Source organism: Gammaproteobacteria bacterium, from assembly GCA_035279405.1.
GTDB lineage: Bacteria > Pseudomonadota > Gammaproteobacteria > Natronospirales > REEB76 > REEB76.
The window spans coordinates 414536-433297 of the sequence record DATEHU010000026.1 but is presented as its reverse complement, the minus strand read 5'-3'; the positions used below and the strand labels follow the sequence as shown (position 1 = coordinate 433297).

Sequence of the window (18762 nt, the reverse complement as noted above, 5' to 3'; positions counted from 1 at the left end):
GAATAGCCGATGCCCGCGCATTTTCCCATCCTGAGTGCCATGTTGTGGCTGCCGATCATCGGTGGCTGCGTGGTGCTGCTGGCCGGGCGCGTGTGGCCGGCGTCGGTGCGCTGGCTGGCGCTGCTGTTCTCGGTGGTGGTGTTCGCCATGAGCATTCCGCTGTGGAGCGAGTTCAACACCCACACCGCGGCCATGCAGTTCGTGGAGAGCGCCAACTGGATCGGCGCCTTCAACGTCCACTACAGCCTGGGCGTGGACGGCATCTCCATGCCGCTGATCCTGCTCACCAATTTCATGACCGTGCTGGTGGTGATCGCGGGCTGGGAAGTCATCCACTACAAGCTCGCGCAATACATGGCCTCGTTCCTGATCATGGCGGGGCTGATGAACGGCGTGTTCGCGGCCATGGACGCGCTGCTGTTCTACGTGCTGTGGGAAGGCATGCTCATCCCGATGTTCATCATCATCGGCATCTGGGGTGGGCCGCGGCGCATCTATGCCACGCTCAAGTTCTTTCTCTACACATTTTTCGGCTCAGTGCTGATGCTGGTCGCGATCATCTATCTGTACCTGCAGGCGGGCAGCTTCAGCATCGCGGCCTTCCAGCAGATGCCGCTCGGCATGACCGCGCAGGTACTGATTTTCATTGCGTTCCTCGTGGCCTTCGGCGTCAAGGTGCCGATGTGGCCGGTGCACACCTGGCTGCCGGCGGCGCACGTGGAAGCGCCCACCGGCGGCTCGGTGATCCTGGCTGCGATCCTGCTGAAGATGGGTACCTACGGCTTCCTGCGTTTCAGCCTGCCGATCGCGCCCAATGCCAGTCATGCACTCATGTGGCTGATGATCGGGTTGTCGCTGGTCGCGATCATCTACATCGGCTTTGTGAGCATCGTGCAGACCGACATGAAGAAGCTGGTCGCGTATTCCTCGGTCGCGCACATGGGTTTCTGCACGCTCGGGTTCTTCATCATCTTCCTCATCCTCGCGCGCACTGCGAATCAGGACGCCGCCGCCATGGGCATGGAAGGCGGCATGGTGCAGGTGATCTCGCACGGCTTCGTCTCCGGCGCGATGTTCCTGTGCATCGGCGTGATGTACGACCGCCTGCACACGCGCGAAATCAGCGCCTACGGCGGCGTAATCAATCTCATGCCGGCGTTTGCCTTCTTCTTCGTGCTGTTCGCCATGGCCAATGTGGCGCTGCCGGGAACCTCGGGTTTCGTCGGCGAATGGATGGTGATCCTGGCCGCCATGCATGCGAATTTCTGGATTGCATTCGGCGCGGCCTTTACGCTGTTCCTGGCCGCGGCCTTCACCCTGTGGCTCATCAAGCGCGTGCTGTTCGGGCCGGTGGGCAACGAGCACGTGGCGAAGATGCAGGACCTGAACAAGCGCGAATTCGTGGTGCTGGGCCTGCTGGCAGTGGCGGTGATCTGGTTGGGCGTGTATCCCGAGCCCTTGCTCAACGTCATGCACGTCTCGGTGACCAACCTGATCCACCAGGCCACGATCTCGAAACTCTAAGGGCTGGCAAAGCATGATGTCCACGTTGCCTTCATTCGCCCCCATCGTGCCGGAGATCTTCGTGGCCGGCATGGCGTGCTTCATCCTGGTCGTGGACGTGTTCCTCAATGACCGGTGGCGCGATATCACCCATTGGCTGTCGATCGCCACCGTGGTCGCGACCGCGTGGCTGACGTTCGCGGTAGCCGCCAATGCGCCGCTGCTGACTTTCCACGACATGTTCGTGAACGACCGTATGGGCAACGTGCTCAAGCTGTTCGTGTACCTGATGGTGGCGGTCACGTTCGTGTACTCGCGCGGCTACCTGCGCGACCGCAGTCTGTTCAAGGGCGAATTCTACGTGCTCGGCCTGTTCGGCATGCTTGGCATGATGGTGATCATTTCTGCGCACAATTTCATCACCATCTACCTGGGGCTGGAACTGCTGGCGCTGTGCCTGTTCGCCATGGTGGCGATGGACCGCGATTCGCCGATCGGCTCGGAGGCGGCCATCAAGTACTTCGTGCTGGGCGCCATCGCCTCGGGCACGCTGCTCTACGGGTTCTCGCTGCTGTACGGCGCCTCGGGCACGCTGGATCTCACGGCGCTCGGCATGCACATCGCGGAATCCTCGCTGGTGAATATCGGCATCATGCTGTCACTCGGCTTCGTGATCGTGGGCCTGTGTTTTGAACTCGAAGCCGTGCCGTTTCACATGTGGCTGCCGGACGTTTACGAAGGCGCGATCACGCCGGTAACGCTGTATGTGGGCGCGTTGCCCAAGATCGCGATCTTTGCGCTGTTCATCCGCCTGCTGGTTGAGGGCTTGGGAGGGCTGAAACTCGAATGGCATCTGATCCTCACGGTGCTGGCGGTGCTTTCCATGGGCGTGGGCAGCATCGTGGCGCTGATGCAGTCCAATCTCAAGCGCATGCTGGCCTATTCGAACGTGTCGCATGTGGGCTTCATCCTGCTCGGGATACTCGCGGGCACAACCGAAGGCTACCGTGCAGCCATGTTCTACGTGATTACCTACGTGATCATGGCAGCGGCGGCCTTCGGCATGATCATCCTGCTGGCGCGCAAGGGCTTCGAAGCCGACCGGCTCGAGGATTTCCGCGGCCTGAACGACCGCAGCCCGTGGTTCGCATGGATGATGATGTTCGTGATGTTCGGCATGGCGGGTGTACCGCCGTTCGTGGGATTCTTCGCCAAGCTCTACGTGCTGCGCGCGGTGATTGACGTGCACATGGTGTGGCTGGCGGTGGTGGCGGTGGTGTTCGCGGTGATCAGCGCCTGGTATTACCTCAAAGTCATCAAGCTCATGTACTTCGACAAGCCCCCCGAGGACGCCAAGCCGATCCGCTGCCCGCTGGAGATGCGCTGGCTGCTGTCCGCGAATGGCATCGCCGTGCTGGCGCTCGGCATTCTGCCGGGGCCGCTCATGGCGCTCTGCGCCCACGTGATTACGTTCTGACTCCGGGTGTGCTGCGGCCATGAACGGCCGGCGCCAGCACGCAAGAATGAGCACGAAATGAGCGGTTCAAGCCCCGGTTTGGCTTGAAAAAAGGCGCTTAAACCTATATATTTCGCGGCTGCCGGGTGCGGGGTGGAGCAGTCTGGCAGCTCGTCGGGCTCATAACCCGAAGGTCGCAGGTTCAAATCCTGCCCCCGCTACCAAGATCTTGGAGACAGGGCCCCGCACAGGGGCTTTTTAATGCCCGCTGGCGACCGCCCGCGCGGGAAAGGGCCCTGGGTTGCGGGGCGACGTTTTTGGGCCTCGCCGTTCCGCGGGGCGTGTGGAATGGGCCTTGGGCCCATTTTTTGTTTGTGGCGGTGTATGCGCGAAACGCTGCTGAGGATCATCGAGCCGGCCTTGAATGGTCTGGGCTACGAGCTCGTGGAATTGGAGTTCCAAGGCAAGCTGCTGCGGCTTTACATAGACCAGCCGCAGGGCGTGACGCTGGACGACTGCGAGAAGGTCAGCCGCCAGATCAGCGCGGTGCTGGACGTGGCGGACCCGATTCCCGGGGCCTATACCCTGGAAGTCTCGTCGCCGGGCCTGGATCGGCCGCTGCGCAAGCCTGAGGACTTCAGCGCGCAGTCCGGCAAGCGCGCGCGTATCGAGCTGAACTTGCCGCTCAACGGCCGCCGGCGTTTCTCCGGCACGCTGCGCGGGCTGGAAAACGCCGAGGTGTTGATCGAGGTGGATGGCGCCATGTTCCGTTTGCCGTTCGCGCAGATTGCCAAGGCGCGGCTGGCGCCGGAGTTTTGAATCACAACAGTTGTGGATGTGAGCACATGAACAAAGAGATATTGCTGGTGGTGGACGCGGTTTCCAACGAGAAAGGCGTTGCCAAGGAAATCATTTTCGAGGCGCTGGAGGCGGCGCTGGCTTCGGCCACGCGCAAGAAGCACGGCGGCGAGATTGACGCGCGCGTGGCCATCAACCGCGAAACCGGCGATTACGAGACCTTTCGCCGCTGGCTGGTGCGCGCCGACGAGGAACCGCTGGAATCGCCCGAGCGCGAGCTGCGGCTCATGGATGCCGTGGACATCAAGCCCGACATCCAGTTGGGGGAGTACATCGAGGAACCCATGGAATCGGTGGTGTTCGGCCGCATCGCGGCGCAGACCGCCAAGCAGGTCATCGTGCAGAAGGTGCGCGAGGCCGAACGTGCGCAGGTGGTCGAAGCCTACAAGGACCGCGTGGGCGAACTGGTGACCGGCGTGGTCAAACGCGTGGAACGCGGCAACGTTTACATTGATCTCGGCAACAACGCCGAGGCCTTTATTGCGCGCGAGGAAATGATCCCGCGCGAGGCGGTGCGCACCAACGACCGCATCCGCGGCTATCTGCGCGAAGTGCGTCCCGAGCCGCGCGGCCCGCAGCTGTTCGTGACGCGCACCTCACCGCAATTCCTCATCGAGCTGTTCAAACTGGAAGTGCCGGAAGTCGGGCAGGGGCTGATCGAGATCAAGGGCGCGGCCCGCGATCCCGGCGTGCGCGCCAAGGTGGCGGTCAAGAGCAACGATTCGCGCATCGATCCGGTGGGCGCCTGCGTGGGCATGCGCGGCTCGCGCGTGCAGGCGGTGTCCAATGAACTTTCTGGCGAGCGCGTGGACATCGTTCCCTGGAACGACAATCCCGCGCAGTTCGTGATCAACGCCATGTCGCCGGCCGAAGTCCAGGCCATCGTCATGGACGAGGAATCCCACAGCATGGACATCGCGGTGAACGAGGACAATCTTGCCAAGGCCATCGGCCGCGGCGGCCAGAACGTGCGCCTCGCCACCCAGTTGAGCGGTTGGGAACTGAACGTCATGACGCAGGAGCAGGCCACGCAGAAGAGCGAGGCCGAGGTGCAGACGCTGCAGAAACTGTTCATGGAGCAGCTGGACGTGGACGAGGACATGGCCGCGATCCTGGTGCAGGAAGGCTTCTCGAGCATCGAGGAAATCGCCTATGTGCCGGCTTCCGAGCTCCAGTCGGTGGAGGAGTTTGACGAATCCATGGTGGAAGAACTGCGCGGCCGTGCCCGCGACGTGCTGCTCACCCAGGCGATCGCCAGCGAAGAGCAGCTGGGCGAAGCCGAACCAGCGGAGGATCTGCTGAACCTCACCGGCATGGATCGCGCTCTGGCCTTCCGCCTGGCAGGCCGTGGCATCGTCACCCAGGAAAACCTGGCCGAGCAGGCCGTGGACGACATCAAGGACATCGAGGGCCTGGACGAGACCAAGGCCGCGGAACTCATTCTCGCGGCGCGCGCGCCCTGGTTTGCCGCCGCAGAGACGCAAGCAAAGTAATCCTGCGAGGAACACGCCATGGCGGAAGTCACAGTCAGACAATTTGCGGAAGTGGTGGGCACGCCGGTGGAGCGCCTGCTCACGCAACTCGCCGAGGCCGGTATTCCGATTGCCGATGCTGATATCGCCATCAGCGACGACCAGAAACTGCAGCTGCTGACGCATCTGCGACACAGTCATGGCGAGGGCGCCGGCGGCGAGCCGCGCCGGATCACTCTCAAGCGGCGCAGCGTGTCCGAGATCAGGCTGAGCGGGGCACAAGGCCGCGCCAAGACCGTGAGCGTGGAGGTGCGCAAGAAGCGTACCTACGTCAAGCGCAGCGCGGTGATCGAGGAAGAAACCAAGCGCCGGGCTGAGGAAGAAGCCGTGCAGCAGGCCGAGCTGGACCGTCAGCGCGCGGAAGAGGCGCGCTTGTCGGCGGTGCGCACGCAAAAACTTGCGGCTGAGCAAGAGGAGCGCCACAAGAAAGAGGCTGAAGAAACGTTGCGCAAGCAGGAAGCGGATGCCGCCGCGCGTGCCGATGCCGAGCGCCGCAAGGCCGAAGCCGAAGCACGGCGTGAGGCCGAAGAGGAAGACCGGCGCATGCGCGCCGCCACACCGCACAGCAAACCGGCTGCGGCGGATGACAAGCACACCAAGTACGGGCGTGCCGAACTGCACGTCGGCCACGAGCTGTCCACGCGGCGCAAGAAGCGGCCCGCCAAGGCCAGGGCCGCGGTGAACGTGCAGGTCGAGACCAAGCATGGCTTCGAGAAGCCGGTGGCGCCGCAGGTGCGGGAAGTGCCGATACCCGAAACCATCAGCGTGGGAGAGCTGGCGCAGCGCATGGCGGTCAAGGCCACCGAAGTCATCAAAGTAATGATGAAGATGGGCTCCATGGCCACCATCAATCAGGTGATTGACCAGGAAACCGCGGCCATCGTCGTGGACGAGATGGGCCACAAGGCCAGGCTGCTCAAGGATAGCGATCTGGAAGACCAGGTCGTGCAAGTGGTGTCCGAGGGTGACGAGATCACCCGTCCGCCGGTGGTCACCATCGTCGGTCACGTGGATCACGGCAAGACCTCGCTGCTGGATTACATCCGCAGCACGCGCGTCGCGGCAGGCGAAGCCGGCGGCATCACCCAGCACATCGGCGCCTACCGCGTGGAAACCAAGAAGGGCGTAATTACCTTCTTGGACACGCCCGGACACGCGGCGTTCACGGCCATGCGCGCGCGCGGCGCCAACGTGGCCGACATCGTGGTACTGGTGGTGGCGGCGGATGACGGCGTCATGCCGCAGACCGTCGAGGCCATCGAGCACGCACGTGCCGCCAAGGCGCCCATCGTGGTGGCGATCACCAAGATCGACAAGCCCGAAGCCGACCTGGAACGCGTGCGCAGCGACCTTGCCAAGCACGAGATCATTTCCGAGGAATGGGGTGGCGAGAACATTTTTGTGGGCGTTTCCTCCAAGACCGGCGAGGGTGTAGACAAGCTTCTGGATTCCATCCTGGTGCAGGCCGAAGTGCTGGAACTCAAGTCCGTGGCCAGCGGTCCGGCTTCCGGTTTCGTGCTGGAGTCCAGCCTCGAGAAGGGCCGCGGCCCGGTGGCCACGGTACTGGTGCAGCGCGGGCTGTTGAAGCCGGGCGACATCCTGCTCACCGGTCAGGAGTTCGGCCGCGTGCGTGCCATGTTCGACGAGGACGGCAAGCAGCTGCAGGAAGCCGGCCCGGCCACGCCGGCATTGGTGCTGGGTTTGTCCGGCACCCCGAATGCCGGCGACGACGCGGTCGTGGTCGCGGACGAGCGCAGGGCGCGCGAAGTGGCGCTCTACCGCCAGAGCAAGCTGCGCGACGTCAAACTGGCGCGCCAGACCACCAAACTCGACGATGCCTTCCAGCAGATGCAGGAAGGCGAGCAGAAGGGCCTCAACCTGCTGATCAAATCCGACGTGCAGGGTAGCGCCGAGGCGCTGCGTGATGCGTTGGGCGCACTGTCCACCGATGAAGTCAAGGTCAAGGTCATCGGCAGCAGCGTGGGCGGCATCACGGAATCCGACGTGAACCTGGCGCTGGCCTCCAAGGCGGTAATAATCGGATTTAACGCGCGCGCGGACGCCGGTGCGCGCCGGCTGATCAGCGAGTCCGGGCTGGATGTGCGCTATTACAGCATCATCTATCAGGCCATCGATGACGTGAGGCAGGCGCTCGGGGGGATGCTCAAACCCGAGCTGCGCGAGCAGATCGTGGGCCTGGCGGAAGTGCGCGAGGTGTTCCGTTCCTCCAAGCTCGGCGCCATTGCCGGCTGCCTGGTGGTGGACGGCTACGTCAAACGCAATTTGCCGATCCGTGTGCTGCGCGACAACGTGGTGATCTTCGAGGGACAGCTGGAGTCGCTACGGCGTTTCAAGGACGATGTCGGTGAAGTGCGCGCCGGCACCGAATGCGGCATCGGCGTCAAGGACTACAACGACGTGAAGCCCGGCGACCAGATCGAGTGCTACGAACGCGTCGAAGTGGCGCGTACCGTTCCGGGTTAATCCCGGCTGCATCGCATGCCGCACGCCTATCCACGCAAACTGCGTATTGGTGAGCTCCTGCAGCACGAGCTGGCCGAACTGATCCGGCGCGAGGTCAAGGATCCGCGCGTGCAGCACGTGACCGTGACCGAGGTGGATGTGTCGCCGGACCTGGCGCACGCCAAGGTGCTGGTTTCGGTCTTGGGCGCCGAAGGTCCGCAGGCCGAAGTCGTGCAGGCACTGAATCATGCTGCGGGTTTTCTGCGTCACGCGCTTGGCCAGCGCGTGAGGTTGCGCGCCATTCCCGAGCTGCGTTTCAGCTACGATGAAAGCCTGGATCGTTCCGCGCGCCTCGAAGCGCTGATTGCGCGCGCGAATGCGCCCGCTCCCGGCACCGGCAAACCCAAATGATGCCGGCAACGGTTGCGCACCCGGCACGCGGCGCCGCGCCGGCCGGGCACAAGACGGCGCGACGCGCCGTGCACGGCATCCTGCTGCTCGACAAGCCGGTGCGCATGACTTCCAATCAGGCGCTGCAGGCCGTAAAGCGCTTGTTCAATGCACGCAAGGCGGGGCACACCGGCAGCCTCGACCCCCTCGCGAGCGGCCTGCTGCCGATCTGTTTTGGCGAAGCCACCAAACTGTCGGCTTTCCTGCTGGGTGCGGACAAGGAATATCTGGTCACCGGCCGGCTGGGCCTGCGCACCGCCACCGGCGATGCGGAAGGTGTGGTGACCGAGCAGTGCGCAGTTCCCACGCTGACGCGTGCCGACATTGAAGCCACACTCGGGAAATTCCGTGGCGAGATTGACCAGGTCCCGCCCATGTACTCCGCGCTCAAGCACCAGGGCCAGCGGCTCTACGATCTGGCGCGCGACGGCGTCGAAGTCGTGCGCGCACCGCGTCGCGTGACCATCCATGCGCTTGCCTTGAAGTCCCGGGATGCGGCCTCTCTGACGCTGGCGGTACGCTGCTCCAAAGGCACTTACATCCGCACTCTGGTGGAGGACATTGCGCAGGGCCTGGGCAGTTGCGGTCATGTAAGCGCGCTGCGCAGGCTGGCACTCGGACCGTATGGCAGTACGTTCCCGATGCATACGCTCGAGGCGCTGCAACAGCACCCCAGCGCGGATGTGGCACTCGATGCGCTGCTGCTGCCCGCGGACTCCGCGATTGGTCATTGGCCCGTAGTCAGCTTGGGCACAGATGCCACCTGGTATTTCACGCGTGGTCACGCGGTGACCGCGCCGGGTGCTCCCGCGCACGGCCGGGTACGCGTGTATGTACCCGACAGGTTTTTGGGCGTAGGTGAAGTGCTCGACGACGGGCGCATCGCTCCGCGGCGCTTGCTGAACATCGCCTGAAGTCCGGGCGGGTCGCTGATTTCATTGGATTTTTGCTTGTTCGTACCCGGGCGGGCGGCTACAATACGCGCCTGAAATCAAGGTGAAAATCGTTGGAGTTGAGTGTTTATGACGTTTACCGCTGAAAAAAAGCAGGAAATCATCGCCGCCTACCGGCGCGATCCCACGGATACCGGCTCACCCGAAGTACAGGTGGCATTGCTGTCCGCCCGCATTGACGGCCTGGGCCCGCATTTCGACCAGCACAAGCAGGATTTTCATTCCCGCCGCGGATTGCTCAAGATGCTGAACCAGCGCCGCAAGCTGCTGGATTATCTCCGGCACTGCGACCAGGCGCGCTACGAGACTCTGATCGAGCGTCTCGGCCTGCGCCGCTGAGTTTCGGTTTTCCCCGTTCCTGTTGCCGCGCGCAACAACGCAGCTTATGAAGGGTTCAACGTGACAGTCATCAAAAAGAGCTTTCAGTTCGGCGCCCACACCGTGACGCTGGAGACGGGCGAGATCGCCCGCCAGGCGGACGGAGCGGTACTCGTGACCATGGCGGATAGCGTGGTGCTGGTGACCGCGGTGGGTTCGAAATCCGCGGTTGAAGGCCGGGACTTCTTTCCACTCACGGTCAATTACCAGGAGAAGACCTACGCCGCCGGCAAAATCCCGGGCGGGTTCTTCAAGCGCGAAGGCCGACCCAGTGAGAAAGAAACGCTCACCTCCCGCCTCATCGATCGCCCCCTCCGTCCATTGTTTCCCAAGAGCTTTTACAACGAAGTCCAGGTCGTCGCCACGGTGATGTCCGTGAACCCGGAAGTGGACCCGGACGTGCCGGCGCTGTTGGGAGCGTCGGCGGCGCTCGCGATTTCCGGCCTGCCGTTCATGGGACCGATCGGGGCCGCGCGCGTCGGTTACCAGAACGGCCAATATCTGTTGAATCCCACCAAAACCCAGTTGCTCAGTTCGGATCTGGATTTGGTGGTCGCCGGCACCGACAAGGCCGTGCTCATGGTGGAATCGGAAGCGGAATGCCTGCCCGAGGACGTGATGCTGGGCGCGGTGATGTTCGGCCACGAACAGTTGCAGGCGGCCATCAAAGTCATCCGGGAACTCGCCAAGGAAGCCGGTAAACCCGCCTGGGACTGGAAACCGGCCGAGAAGGACAAGGGTTTGGCCGAGGCGCTGGCCGCCGAAGCCGAGAAGCCCCTGCGCGCGGCCTACCAGATCGCCGAAAAGCAGACCCGCTACGCACGTATCGAGGAGATCCGCGACGCCGCGCTGGCGAAATTTGCCGCCGGCGATGCGCCGCGATGGACGCAGAATCTCGTAGGCAACGCGTTCATGGACCTGGAAAAGAAAATCGTGCGCGGCCGCATCCTCGAAGGCCAGCCACGCATAGACGGTCGCGACACCAAGACCGTGCGCCCCATCACGGTAAAAGTAGGTGTGCTGCCGCGCACCCACGGTTCCGCATTGTTCACCCGCGGCGAAACCCAGGCGCTGGTGGTGACCACGCTCGGCACCGGTCGCGATGCGCAGATCATTGACGCCATCGAGGGCGAGTACAAGCAACCCTTCATGCTGCACTACAACTTCCCGCCGTATTCGGTCGGTGAAGTCGGGATGATGGGCTCACCCAAGCGCCGCGAGATCGGCCACGGCCGCCTCGCCAAGCGCGGCATCCAGGCGGTGATGCCGGATATGGCGACCTATCCGTACGTGATCCGCGTGGTTTCGGAAATCACCGAATCCAACGGCTCGAGTTCCATGGCGAGCGTCTGCGGCACCAGCCTGTCGCTCATGGACGCGGGCGTGCCGCTCAAGGCGCCCGTGGCCGGCGTGGCCATGGGCCTCATCAAGGAAGGCGGAAAGTTCGCCGTGCTCACCGATATCCTCGGCGACGAAGATCATCTGGGCGACATGGATTTCAAGGTGGCCGGCACCAGCGAGGGCATCACGGCGCTGCAAATGGACATCAAGATTGACGGCATCACCAAAGAGATCATGCAGCAGGCGCTCGCGCAGGCGCACGACGGCCGGCTGCACATTCTCGGCAAGATGAATGCCGTGATCGCCCAGCCGCGTGCCGAGCTGTCCGAATACGCGCCGCGCATCATCACCATCAAGATTCATCCGGACAAGATCCGCGATGTGATCGGCAAGGGCGGCGCGGTGATCCGTGCGCTAACCGAAGAAACCGGCACCACTATAGATATCGAGGACGACGGCACGGTGAAGATCGCCTCGGTGGACAAGGCCGCCGGCGAAAGAGCCAAGCACCGCATCGAGGAAATCACCGCCGATGTCGAGGTCGGTCACGTGTATCGCGGCAAGGTCGTCAAGCTCATGGACTTCGGCGCGTTCGTCACCATTTTGCCGGGGCGCGACGGCCTGGTGCACATCTCACAGATATCCGAGGAGCGCGTCGAGCGCGTGAGCGACAAGCTGCATGAGGGCGACCTCATCAACGTCAAGGTGCTGGAAGTGGACAAGCAGGGCCGCATCCGCCTCAGCATGAAGGCCGTAGACGCGGCCTGATTAAGGCTAGTGATTGGAAATAACGAGAGGGCCGCGAGGCCCTCTTTTAATTTCAGCCTCTTTTCCCCGGTCCGTTGTATTCAGTGTGGATGAATCAATTGCTGCCGCAGGGCTTGGAGTTGTTCCAGAGGCGTGGCGGCGGCGGGCATGCGTACCGGGGGAGCGCGGGGCGTGGCCCTAAAATTTGATACGGGGAGGGGCGAGCGCACCGACGGGAATGTCGCGGTGTCCGTTTCAGGGTGGCCGCCCCCACAGCGCCGCCGACGCCGAATTCGTCGGCGGAGCGCTCAATCCCGTACCGTTGATAGAGGCCAGCCTGCCTTGTAAAGGGGCTCGCGCGGTTGTCCTGGACTCAGGACGCTCCCCCATCGGCGCTCCGCGAGTCGCCCGCGGCACTGAGCTTCGCCCCCTCCTTTGGAAAAGGAGGGCCGGGGAGGATTTTCTCTCTCGTCCATCCGATCCATCCCGGCACTCCTACTGTCCTGACAGATTTGGCTGAAGCGCGCGCAGTCTTGGCGGGGCACTTGACGCACCAACCGAGCGAAGCGGCGATGCAGGCCGAAACCAATGAACGTGCTAAAGCTGCTGCGAAGTACGCCCGGCGTGGTGATTGAGATGATTGGCTTTGACCAGAATCACCTGCACATGGTGATAGACATACCGCCTCGGTACAGCATTGCGGCCGTAATGGGGCAGCTAAAAAGCCAATCGTCGTCACACGTGAGGAAGACATTTGGGTGGTTGAAGAAGGTGTACTGGAAAGTGACCATCGTGTGGTCGCCGGGCTACTTCGTCAGCAGCATAGGGATAGACGAGATGACAATCAATCGGTATGTCGAGCACCAAGGCCGTCAGGATTCAGGTCAGTTCCGAATGGAACTGTAACGGTAAGGACCCCGGTTTTAGCCGAGGGAATCTATGTCAACTAGACTTATTTTGCCTCAATGATAGGTGTCAGACAGGAAAGTAACGCACTTATAGATTTAAGAGCGGCTATACTCTAGGCGTGATGCGCTACCTGGCCGTGATCTGATCTTGCATTCTGGAATGGTCGTGCGACCCTTGCACGGTCCTGATAAACCTGACCAGAAGAATCTTCTGGGTTTTTTTATAGTGGAGAAAGCTCATGATCCACACTATCCGCCTTTTCCGTTACATTTTGCCCACGTTCATTGGCCTGTCACTTCCCATGATGGGCAGTGCTGCGAGTTGCCCTGTAGGTCAGGGCGCATACACAACCGCGCAGGCAATGGAAGGCAAGAATCTTTACATGGCCAACTGTGCCATGTGCCATAGCGCTGATCTGAAAGGAAACTCTGGACCTGCTCTCTACGGGCACGATTTCGAATCGTACCTCAATTTCTCGAAGATCTCGGCGCAGCAGCTATTGACTTTCATGAAATCGCAAATGCCGTACCAAGCTCCGGGGAGTCTGAAGCCAAATGAATACACAAAGATTTTCGCCTACATCCTGCATGTCAATGGCTATAAGAGTGGCGACAAAATATTGAGTTACGACAGCGTGGCGTGCATTTCGATGCTTCCCTATCCAGGAGTAGGCACCATGGTATCTACCGCCGCGGTGGGTGGGGCGCCCGCGGTGACTCCGACACATGTCAGTGGAATTCAGGCATCCGGATCAGAAACTGGTGGACAAAAAATCGAGATTCAGAGCAGCGTCATGGTTGACGTCAACGTCTCGCAGTCGATGCTGACTAACGCGGTTTTAGACAAGTCCAACTGGCTGGTAAGCGGCCGCACCTATGACAACCAGCGATTTTCTCCGCTGAACCAAATCAACATACACAATGTGGAGAATTTAAGGCCTGTAGCGATCGTGCAGACTGGCTATACCGCAAGTTTCGAGACCACTCCGCTGGTAGTCAATGGGATAATGTATGCGACCACTCCAATGGTCGACAAAAAACAGGCCTTGATCGCGCTCAACGCAGTCACCGGTGAAACTATCTGGAAATATGAGTATAGCAACGGCTTCAATCAGATCTGTTGTGGTCCGGTTAATCGGGGCGCGACGGCTGGAAACGGTGCGGTTTTTTTCCTAACCATCGATGACCATCTCGTCGCAGTCGATGCCAAGACCGGCAAACAAGACTGGATCACAGAAGTCTCCAACGCACAGGCTGGCTACTCCGAAACTATGGCGCCAACGTTTTACAACGGCATGGTCATCATCGGCAGTTCCGGTGGAGAATGGCCGATTGCTGGCTTCGTCGCTGCATACGACGCAAGCAACGGCAAGGAGCTATGGAAGTGGCACAGCACCGACAGCCCCTCTACGTGGTCGGGTGATTCGTGGAAATATGGTGGCGGCCCTATCTGGACAACGCCGGCTATTGACCCGAAGCTCCAACTGTTAATTTTCTCCGTCGGTAACCCTAACCCGGATCTCAACGGTGCGGGTCGCTTGGGCGACAATCTGTACACCGATTCAATCGTCGCGCTGCATGCCAAGACAGGTAAGCTGGCCTGGTATTATCAGGAAGTCCCCCACGACGTATGGGACTATGACGCGGCGAGCCCGGTTGTACTCTTCTATGCCATGGACCACGGCAAGCTTATACCCGCCGCTGGCGAGGCGGGCAAGACCGCGGTTTTCTACATTGTCAACCGCGAGACCGGCAAGCTAATTCGCAAGTCGGAGCCGTTCGATCAGCAGAAGAATATGTTCGCGCAACCAACTACCGAAGGTGTTCAGATGCTTCCGGGCGCCAACGGTGGTTCTGAATGGTCAACACCAGCCTACTCGCCACTAACCCGGATGGTCTATGTGCTCGGTATGAACCAACTCATGACCTTCACCACAGACAAGGATTCGCCACCGCCGATGCCGGGAATGATACGTCTTGGAAGCACGTTTAAGAACGTTCCGGGCGGACTTCAGGATGGAACTTTTACTGCAATTGACGTCAATACTGGCAAGATCGTTTGGAATCAACGCCTACCACAACCAATGATGGGTGGTGCGCTGGTGACCGCCGGCAACTTAGCGTTCACTGGTGAAGGCCAAGGATGGTTCGATGCCTTTGATGCTACGACTGGCAAAAAGTTGTGGAGGTTCAACCTTGGTGCTGGTGTCAATGCGCCTCCAATTGCTTATGAAGTCGCTGGCAAGGAGTATATTGCCGTTGCGGCCGGTGGTAATTTTCAGATGAGCTATCCCTACGGCGACACTATCGCGATCTTCGCGCTATCTAACTGGAAGTGACGATCCGTCACCTTTGCAACAAAATAGGGGTCAGGTTGAACTGCCCCTGATTTAACGGACACCCAGATAGGCACATCCTGCGTGAGGAAGTGTTTGAAGCAGCCCCGGTTTCATGGACAGAGGGTTAAGAGACGGTAGAAGTTTGCGTTTTCGGCCTATCTCGTGATCATTTTCTCGCGGACTATTTGCAGTCTGTAACACTCGCCAGAAACTGCGGCGGCCGATACGCGTGCGTGGCCCGTTCGAAGGCGTAGGTGATGCCGATCAGCTTGGGTTCGCTCCATTTGCCTGCGAAGAAGCTTATGCCGACCGGCAGGCAGTGGACAAAACCTGCGGGTACGGTGATGTCGGGATAGCCGGCCACCGCCGCCGGGGAGGAACTGCCGCCGGTCACGTGGTCGCCGTTGACCAGATCGGTGGTCCAGGCGGGGCCGGTAGTGGGCGCGAGCAGGGCATCCAGCTGGTATTTCTTCATGGCCGCATCAATGCCTTCGGGGCCGGACAGCCGCTTGTCCTTGGCAAGCGCGTCACGGTAAGCCTTGGTAGTCAACGGACCTTTGGCTTCCGCAGCGATGAATTCGTCCTGGCCAAACCACTGCATTTCCTGTGCGGCGTGGGCCTTGTCGAATGCAATCAGCTCCGCGAGATTGTGCACGGCCAGACCTTTGCGCGTGGCGAGGTAGGCATTGAGATCGTGCTTGAAATCATAGAGCAGCACGGTCTGTTCAGATTTGCCGTAATCGTCGAGATGCGGAATGACGACCGGATCAATCACGACGGTGCCCTGCGCTCGCAGTACCGCGACAGTATGGTCCAGGATCTGGTCGACGTTGGGGTCGTAACCGGCCAGCGCGCGCACCACGCCGATGCGCTTGCCTTTGAGTGCGCCTGCTGTCAAAAACCGGCTGTAGCCTTTGACGTGCGGATTGGCTTTCTTGGTATAGGGATCCCGCGGATCGCTGCCGGAAATGACCGTGAGCACCGCCGCGGCATCGGCCACGCTGCGCGCGATGGGCCCGGCGGTGTCCTGGTTGTGGCTGATGGGAATGATGCCGGCGCGGCTCACCAGCCCGAGACTCGGCTTGATGCCGACCACGCCGTTGACGGCGGAGGGGCAGACGATGGAGCCGTCGGTTTCGGTACCGATGGCGACGGTGGTGAAGCCGGCCGCTACCGCGGCCGCCGATCCCGAGCTGGAACCGCAGGCGTTGCGGTCAAGGATGTAGGGATTGTGGGTCAGGCCGCCTTCGCCGCTCCAGCCGCTGGTCGAGTGCTCGGAGCGGAAATTGGCCCATTCGCTGAGATTGGTCTTGCCGAGAATCACGGCACCCGCCTTGCGCAGTTTGGCGACCAGCGTGGCGTCCCGCGCTGCGGGCGCGCCCATCAGCGCGAGCGAACCCGCGGTGGTCAGCATGCGATCGCCGGTGTCAATGTTGTCTTTCAGCAGGATGGGTATGCCATAGAGCGGCTGGCTGCGCGCCAGACTCCTCGGCTCTGCGTCCAGTTGGCGTGCGATCTCGAGCGCGTCGGGGTTGACCTCGATGACCGAATTCACGTGCGGGCCGGCCTGATCGAGCTTGGCGATGCGATCCAGAAAATACTGGGTCAGCTCCTGTACATTGATAGAGCCGTCAAACAGCCGCTGATGCAGTTCGGCGATGGAGGCCTGATCGAGTGGCACGGCAGGCACTAAGGTTTGCGCAGGGCTGCCAGCCCATGACCCCGATGAAGTTGCGCACAGCGCCAGGAACAGCACCAGTGAAAGCGTACGAGTGCAATGCAATCCCATAAATCCTCCCATGACGCTCAAGCGTGGGGCAGAGTCTGGATCAAATGCCGGCTGATGCGTTCCGCCAGCCACATGTTGGGCCGCAGCAGCGATCCGTTCACGAAACCCACGTGGCCGCCCTTGTGGCTAAGTTCGAGCGTCACCGCGGGCGAAAGTTCCGGTTCGCTGGGCACTGAAGCCGGCGTCATCAAGGGATCGTCGCTGGAATGCAGGACCAGCGTCGGTACCGTGATGTTCTTCAGATACTGACGGCTGCTGCAGGTGGCGTAATAATCATCCGCATCGCGGAAGCCGTGCAGTGGTGCGGTCAGCGCGTTGTCGAAAGCCCTGAAACTGCGCAGCGTGCGTACCTTGGGGAGCGGGAACGGCGCCTTGACCAGCTTGAATTTACGTGCCGTCGAACGCCGCATCCTGCCGAGAAGGCTCCATTTGTAGATTCGCGAGACGCCGTGCTCAACGGTATTGGAAGCCTCGGTGAGATCGAAGGGCACCGATATGGCGACCGCCGTGAGCAGGCGGCCGCTGTGCGGAGTTTCACCGAGCCATTTGAGGAGCACACTGCCGCCTAGCGAATAGCCTACCGCCGCGAGGGGCGTGGCGGGTTCGCGCTGTTTGAGCAGGCGGGTGAAATATTCCAGATCCTGGGTGAATCCCGAGTGGTAACCGATGGGTAGCCGGTTGGGTTGGCCGCTGCAGCCGCGGAAGTTCAGCAGCGCTCCGCGCCAGCCGAGGCACCGGATGCGACGCATGATGCGTGCGGCATAATGCGACTTGATCGATCCTTCCAGACCGTGCAGCACGATGACGATGGGGCCGCTACCGCCCAGCGTCCAGTCCACGTCGATGAAATCGCCGTCCGACAGCTCCAGGCGCTCGCGCCGCAGCGGCGGGCGTGCACCGGGGTACACGATATTGGGGAAAATGGTCTGCAGGTGACGGTTGCGGAGCAGGTGGCTGGGTTTGAATGCGCTGGGAATGACTTTTCCACTGCCATTGTGTTGCGCGATTTCTGGCCTTAATTCTGCGCTTAATGTCATGCCTTTATTCATTATTATCAATATCTTATGTATTATTATTCATGTGCTTTCTGGTGCTATTTCGTGGCTCAATATACCGCGCAACCGGTTGGGCTGCCAATTCCTGATGGCCCATGCCGCAAGTTCACTCGGCGGGGCGCCCCTCAGATCTTTCACCGGAGCCTGGCGCAGGAATTCCAGCACCCTGAAGATATTTGCGCCGGGCCGAGCGTCATTCAGGGGTTGGGCGCCGGTTTGCTTGCTCAGTTTCTCGCCAGCCGCAGTCAGCGCCACGGGCAGATGCATATAAGAAGGTGTCGGCAAGCGCAACCGGCGCTGTAGCCACATCTGCCGGGGCGTGGACAGCAAGAGGTCGACGCCGCGCACCACGTGGGAGATCTCCTGAAAGGCATCGTCCACCACCACCGCCAATTGATACGCAAAGCAACCGTCGGCGCGGCGAATCACGAAATCACCGATTTCCCGGGCCAGCGACTGGTGCACGACTCCCTGCAGGCGATCCTCGAAGGACAGCGTCTCACCGTCGGGCACGCGGATACGAAGTGCGCGTGCCGGTTTGCCGGCGGGTACGCCCTGGCGGCAGGTTCCTGGGTAGATCGGTCCTTCCAGGCCGCGCACCCCACTGTCCGCAATTTCCCGCCGGCTGCAGGCACAGGGATATGCCCAGCCCTCGGTCTGAAGTTTGGCGGCGGCAGCCTTATATTCAGCCAGCCGCGCATGCTGATACAGCACCTGCCCGTCCCAATGCAGCCCATGGATTTCCAGGCTGCGCAGGATATTGTCAGCGGCGCCAATTTGCTCCCGGGGCGGGTCCAGATCCTCAACGCGCAGCAGCCACCGACCGCCGTGAGCACGCGCGTCGAGAAAACTCCCGAGCGCGGCCACCAGCGAGCCGAAATGCAGCGGTCCGGTGGGCGAGGGTGCAAATCGGCCGATGTAAGGTGAGGAGTGAGGCGTGAGGGGTGAGGAGTTCAAAAGAGCTGATGAGCGAGGTGTTGGGGGTGAGGA

Annotated in this window: 13 protein-coding genes, 1 tRNA gene and 1 pseudogene; 12 read left to right on the top strand and 3 right to left on the bottom strand. The window is 61.4% G+C overall.

Annotation, left to right across the window (positions count from 1 at the left end; translation table 11 throughout):
- Nucleotides 1-9: 9 nt before the first annotated feature.
- The 12 genes and pseudogenes from VJR90_05625 (at nucleotide 10) to VJR90_05570 (ending at nucleotide 14928) form a co-directional block, all read left to right on the top strand.
- On the top strand, nucleotides 10-1524 hold the full coding sequence (locus tag VJR90_05625) for an NADH-quinone oxidoreductase subunit M (protein HKV96952.1): 1515 nt from the start codon (nucleotides 10-12) through the stop codon (nucleotides 1522-1524).
- Between the two features lie 13 nt (nucleotides 1525-1537).
- Entirely contained in the window at nucleotides 1538-2980 is a 1443-nt protein-coding gene (nuoN, locus tag VJR90_05620) for an NADH-quinone oxidoreductase subunit NuoN (protein ID HKV96951.1), read from the top strand.
- 126 nt (nucleotides 2981-3106) lie between these two features.
- Nucleotides 3107-3183: transfer RNA gene (locus VJR90_05615), tRNA-Met, on the top strand.
- Between the two features lie 160 nt (nucleotides 3184-3343).
- Nucleotides 3344-3778, top strand: coding sequence for a ribosome maturation factor RimP (rimP, locus tag VJR90_05610; GenBank protein ID HKV96950.1), 435 nt, complete (start codon nucleotides 3344-3346; stop codon nucleotides 3776-3778).
- Between the two features lie 26 nt (nucleotides 3779-3804).
- The gene (nusA, locus tag VJR90_05605; protein HKV96949.1) at nucleotides 3805-5310 is read left to right on the top strand and encodes a transcription termination factor NusA; all 1506 of its coding nucleotides are present in this window, start codon (nucleotides 3805-3807) and stop codon (nucleotides 5308-5310) included.
- Between the two features lie 18 nt (nucleotides 5311-5328).
- On the top strand, nucleotides 5329-7833 hold the full coding sequence (infB, locus tag VJR90_05600) for a translation initiation factor IF-2 (GenBank protein ID HKV96948.1): 2505 nt from the start codon (nucleotides 5329-5331) through the stop codon (nucleotides 7831-7833).
- Between the two features lie 15 nt (nucleotides 7834-7848).
- Nucleotides 7849-8223, top strand: a complete 375-nt coding sequence (gene rbfA, locus VJR90_05595; GenBank protein ID HKV96947.1) for a 30S ribosome-binding factor RbfA — start codon at nucleotides 7849-7851, stop codon at nucleotides 8221-8223.
- Complete coding sequence (gene truB / locus VJR90_05590) at nucleotides 8223-9176, top strand: tRNA pseudouridine(55) synthase TruB (GenBank protein ID HKV96946.1); 954 nt, start codon at nucleotides 8223-8225, stop codon at nucleotides 9174-9176. The genes rbfA and truB overlap by 1 nt, the downstream gene beginning before the upstream one ends.
- A gap of 108 nt (nucleotides 9177-9284) precedes the next feature.
- On the top strand, nucleotides 9285-9554 hold the full coding sequence (gene rpsO, locus VJR90_05585) for a 30S ribosomal protein S15 (GenBank protein HKV96945.1): 270 nt from the start codon (nucleotides 9285-9287) through the stop codon (nucleotides 9552-9554).
- Nucleotides 9555-9614: 60 nt separating this feature from the next.
- Nucleotides 9615-11702 carry a polyribonucleotide nucleotidyltransferase gene (gene pnp / locus VJR90_05580; protein ID HKV96944.1) on the top strand — a complete coding sequence of 696 codons (2088 nt, stop codon included), beginning with the start codon at nucleotides 9615-9617 and terminating at the stop codon, nucleotides 11700-11702.
- Nucleotides 11703-12260: 558 nt separating this feature from the next.
- Nucleotides 12261-12587, top strand: a pseudogene (tnpA, locus tag VJR90_05575) (IS200/IS605 family transposase).
- Between the two features lie 241 nt (nucleotides 12588-12828).
- Nucleotides 12829-14928 (top strand): PQQ-binding-like beta-propeller repeat protein, encoded by a 2100-nt coding sequence (locus tag VJR90_05570; protein HKV96943.1) that lies wholly within the window; start codon nucleotides 12829-12831, stop codon nucleotides 14926-14928.
- A gap of 181 nt (nucleotides 14929-15109) precedes the next feature.
- Here VJR90_05570 and VJR90_05565 read toward each other — a convergent pair whose 3' ends face one another.
- From VJR90_05565 to gluQRS, 3 genes are all read right to left on the bottom strand, one after another.
- A complete protein-coding gene (locus VJR90_05565; protein ID HKV96942.1) occupies nucleotides 15110-16618 on the bottom strand; it encodes an amidase in 1509 nt (502 codons plus the stop codon).
- Between the two features lie 116 nt (nucleotides 16619-16734).
- Nucleotides 16735-17754 carry a hydrolase gene (locus VJR90_05560; protein ID HKV96941.1) on the bottom strand — a complete coding sequence of 340 codons (1020 nt, stop codon included), beginning with the start codon at nucleotides 17752-17754 and terminating at the stop codon, nucleotides 16735-16737.
- Between the two features lie 39 nt (nucleotides 17755-17793).
- Complete coding sequence (gene gluQRS, locus VJR90_05555) at nucleotides 17794-18729, bottom strand: tRNA glutamyl-Q(34) synthetase GluQRS (GenBank protein ID HKV96940.1); 936 nt, start codon at nucleotides 18727-18729, stop codon at nucleotides 17794-17796.
- Nucleotides 18730-18762: the final 33 nt, after the last annotated feature.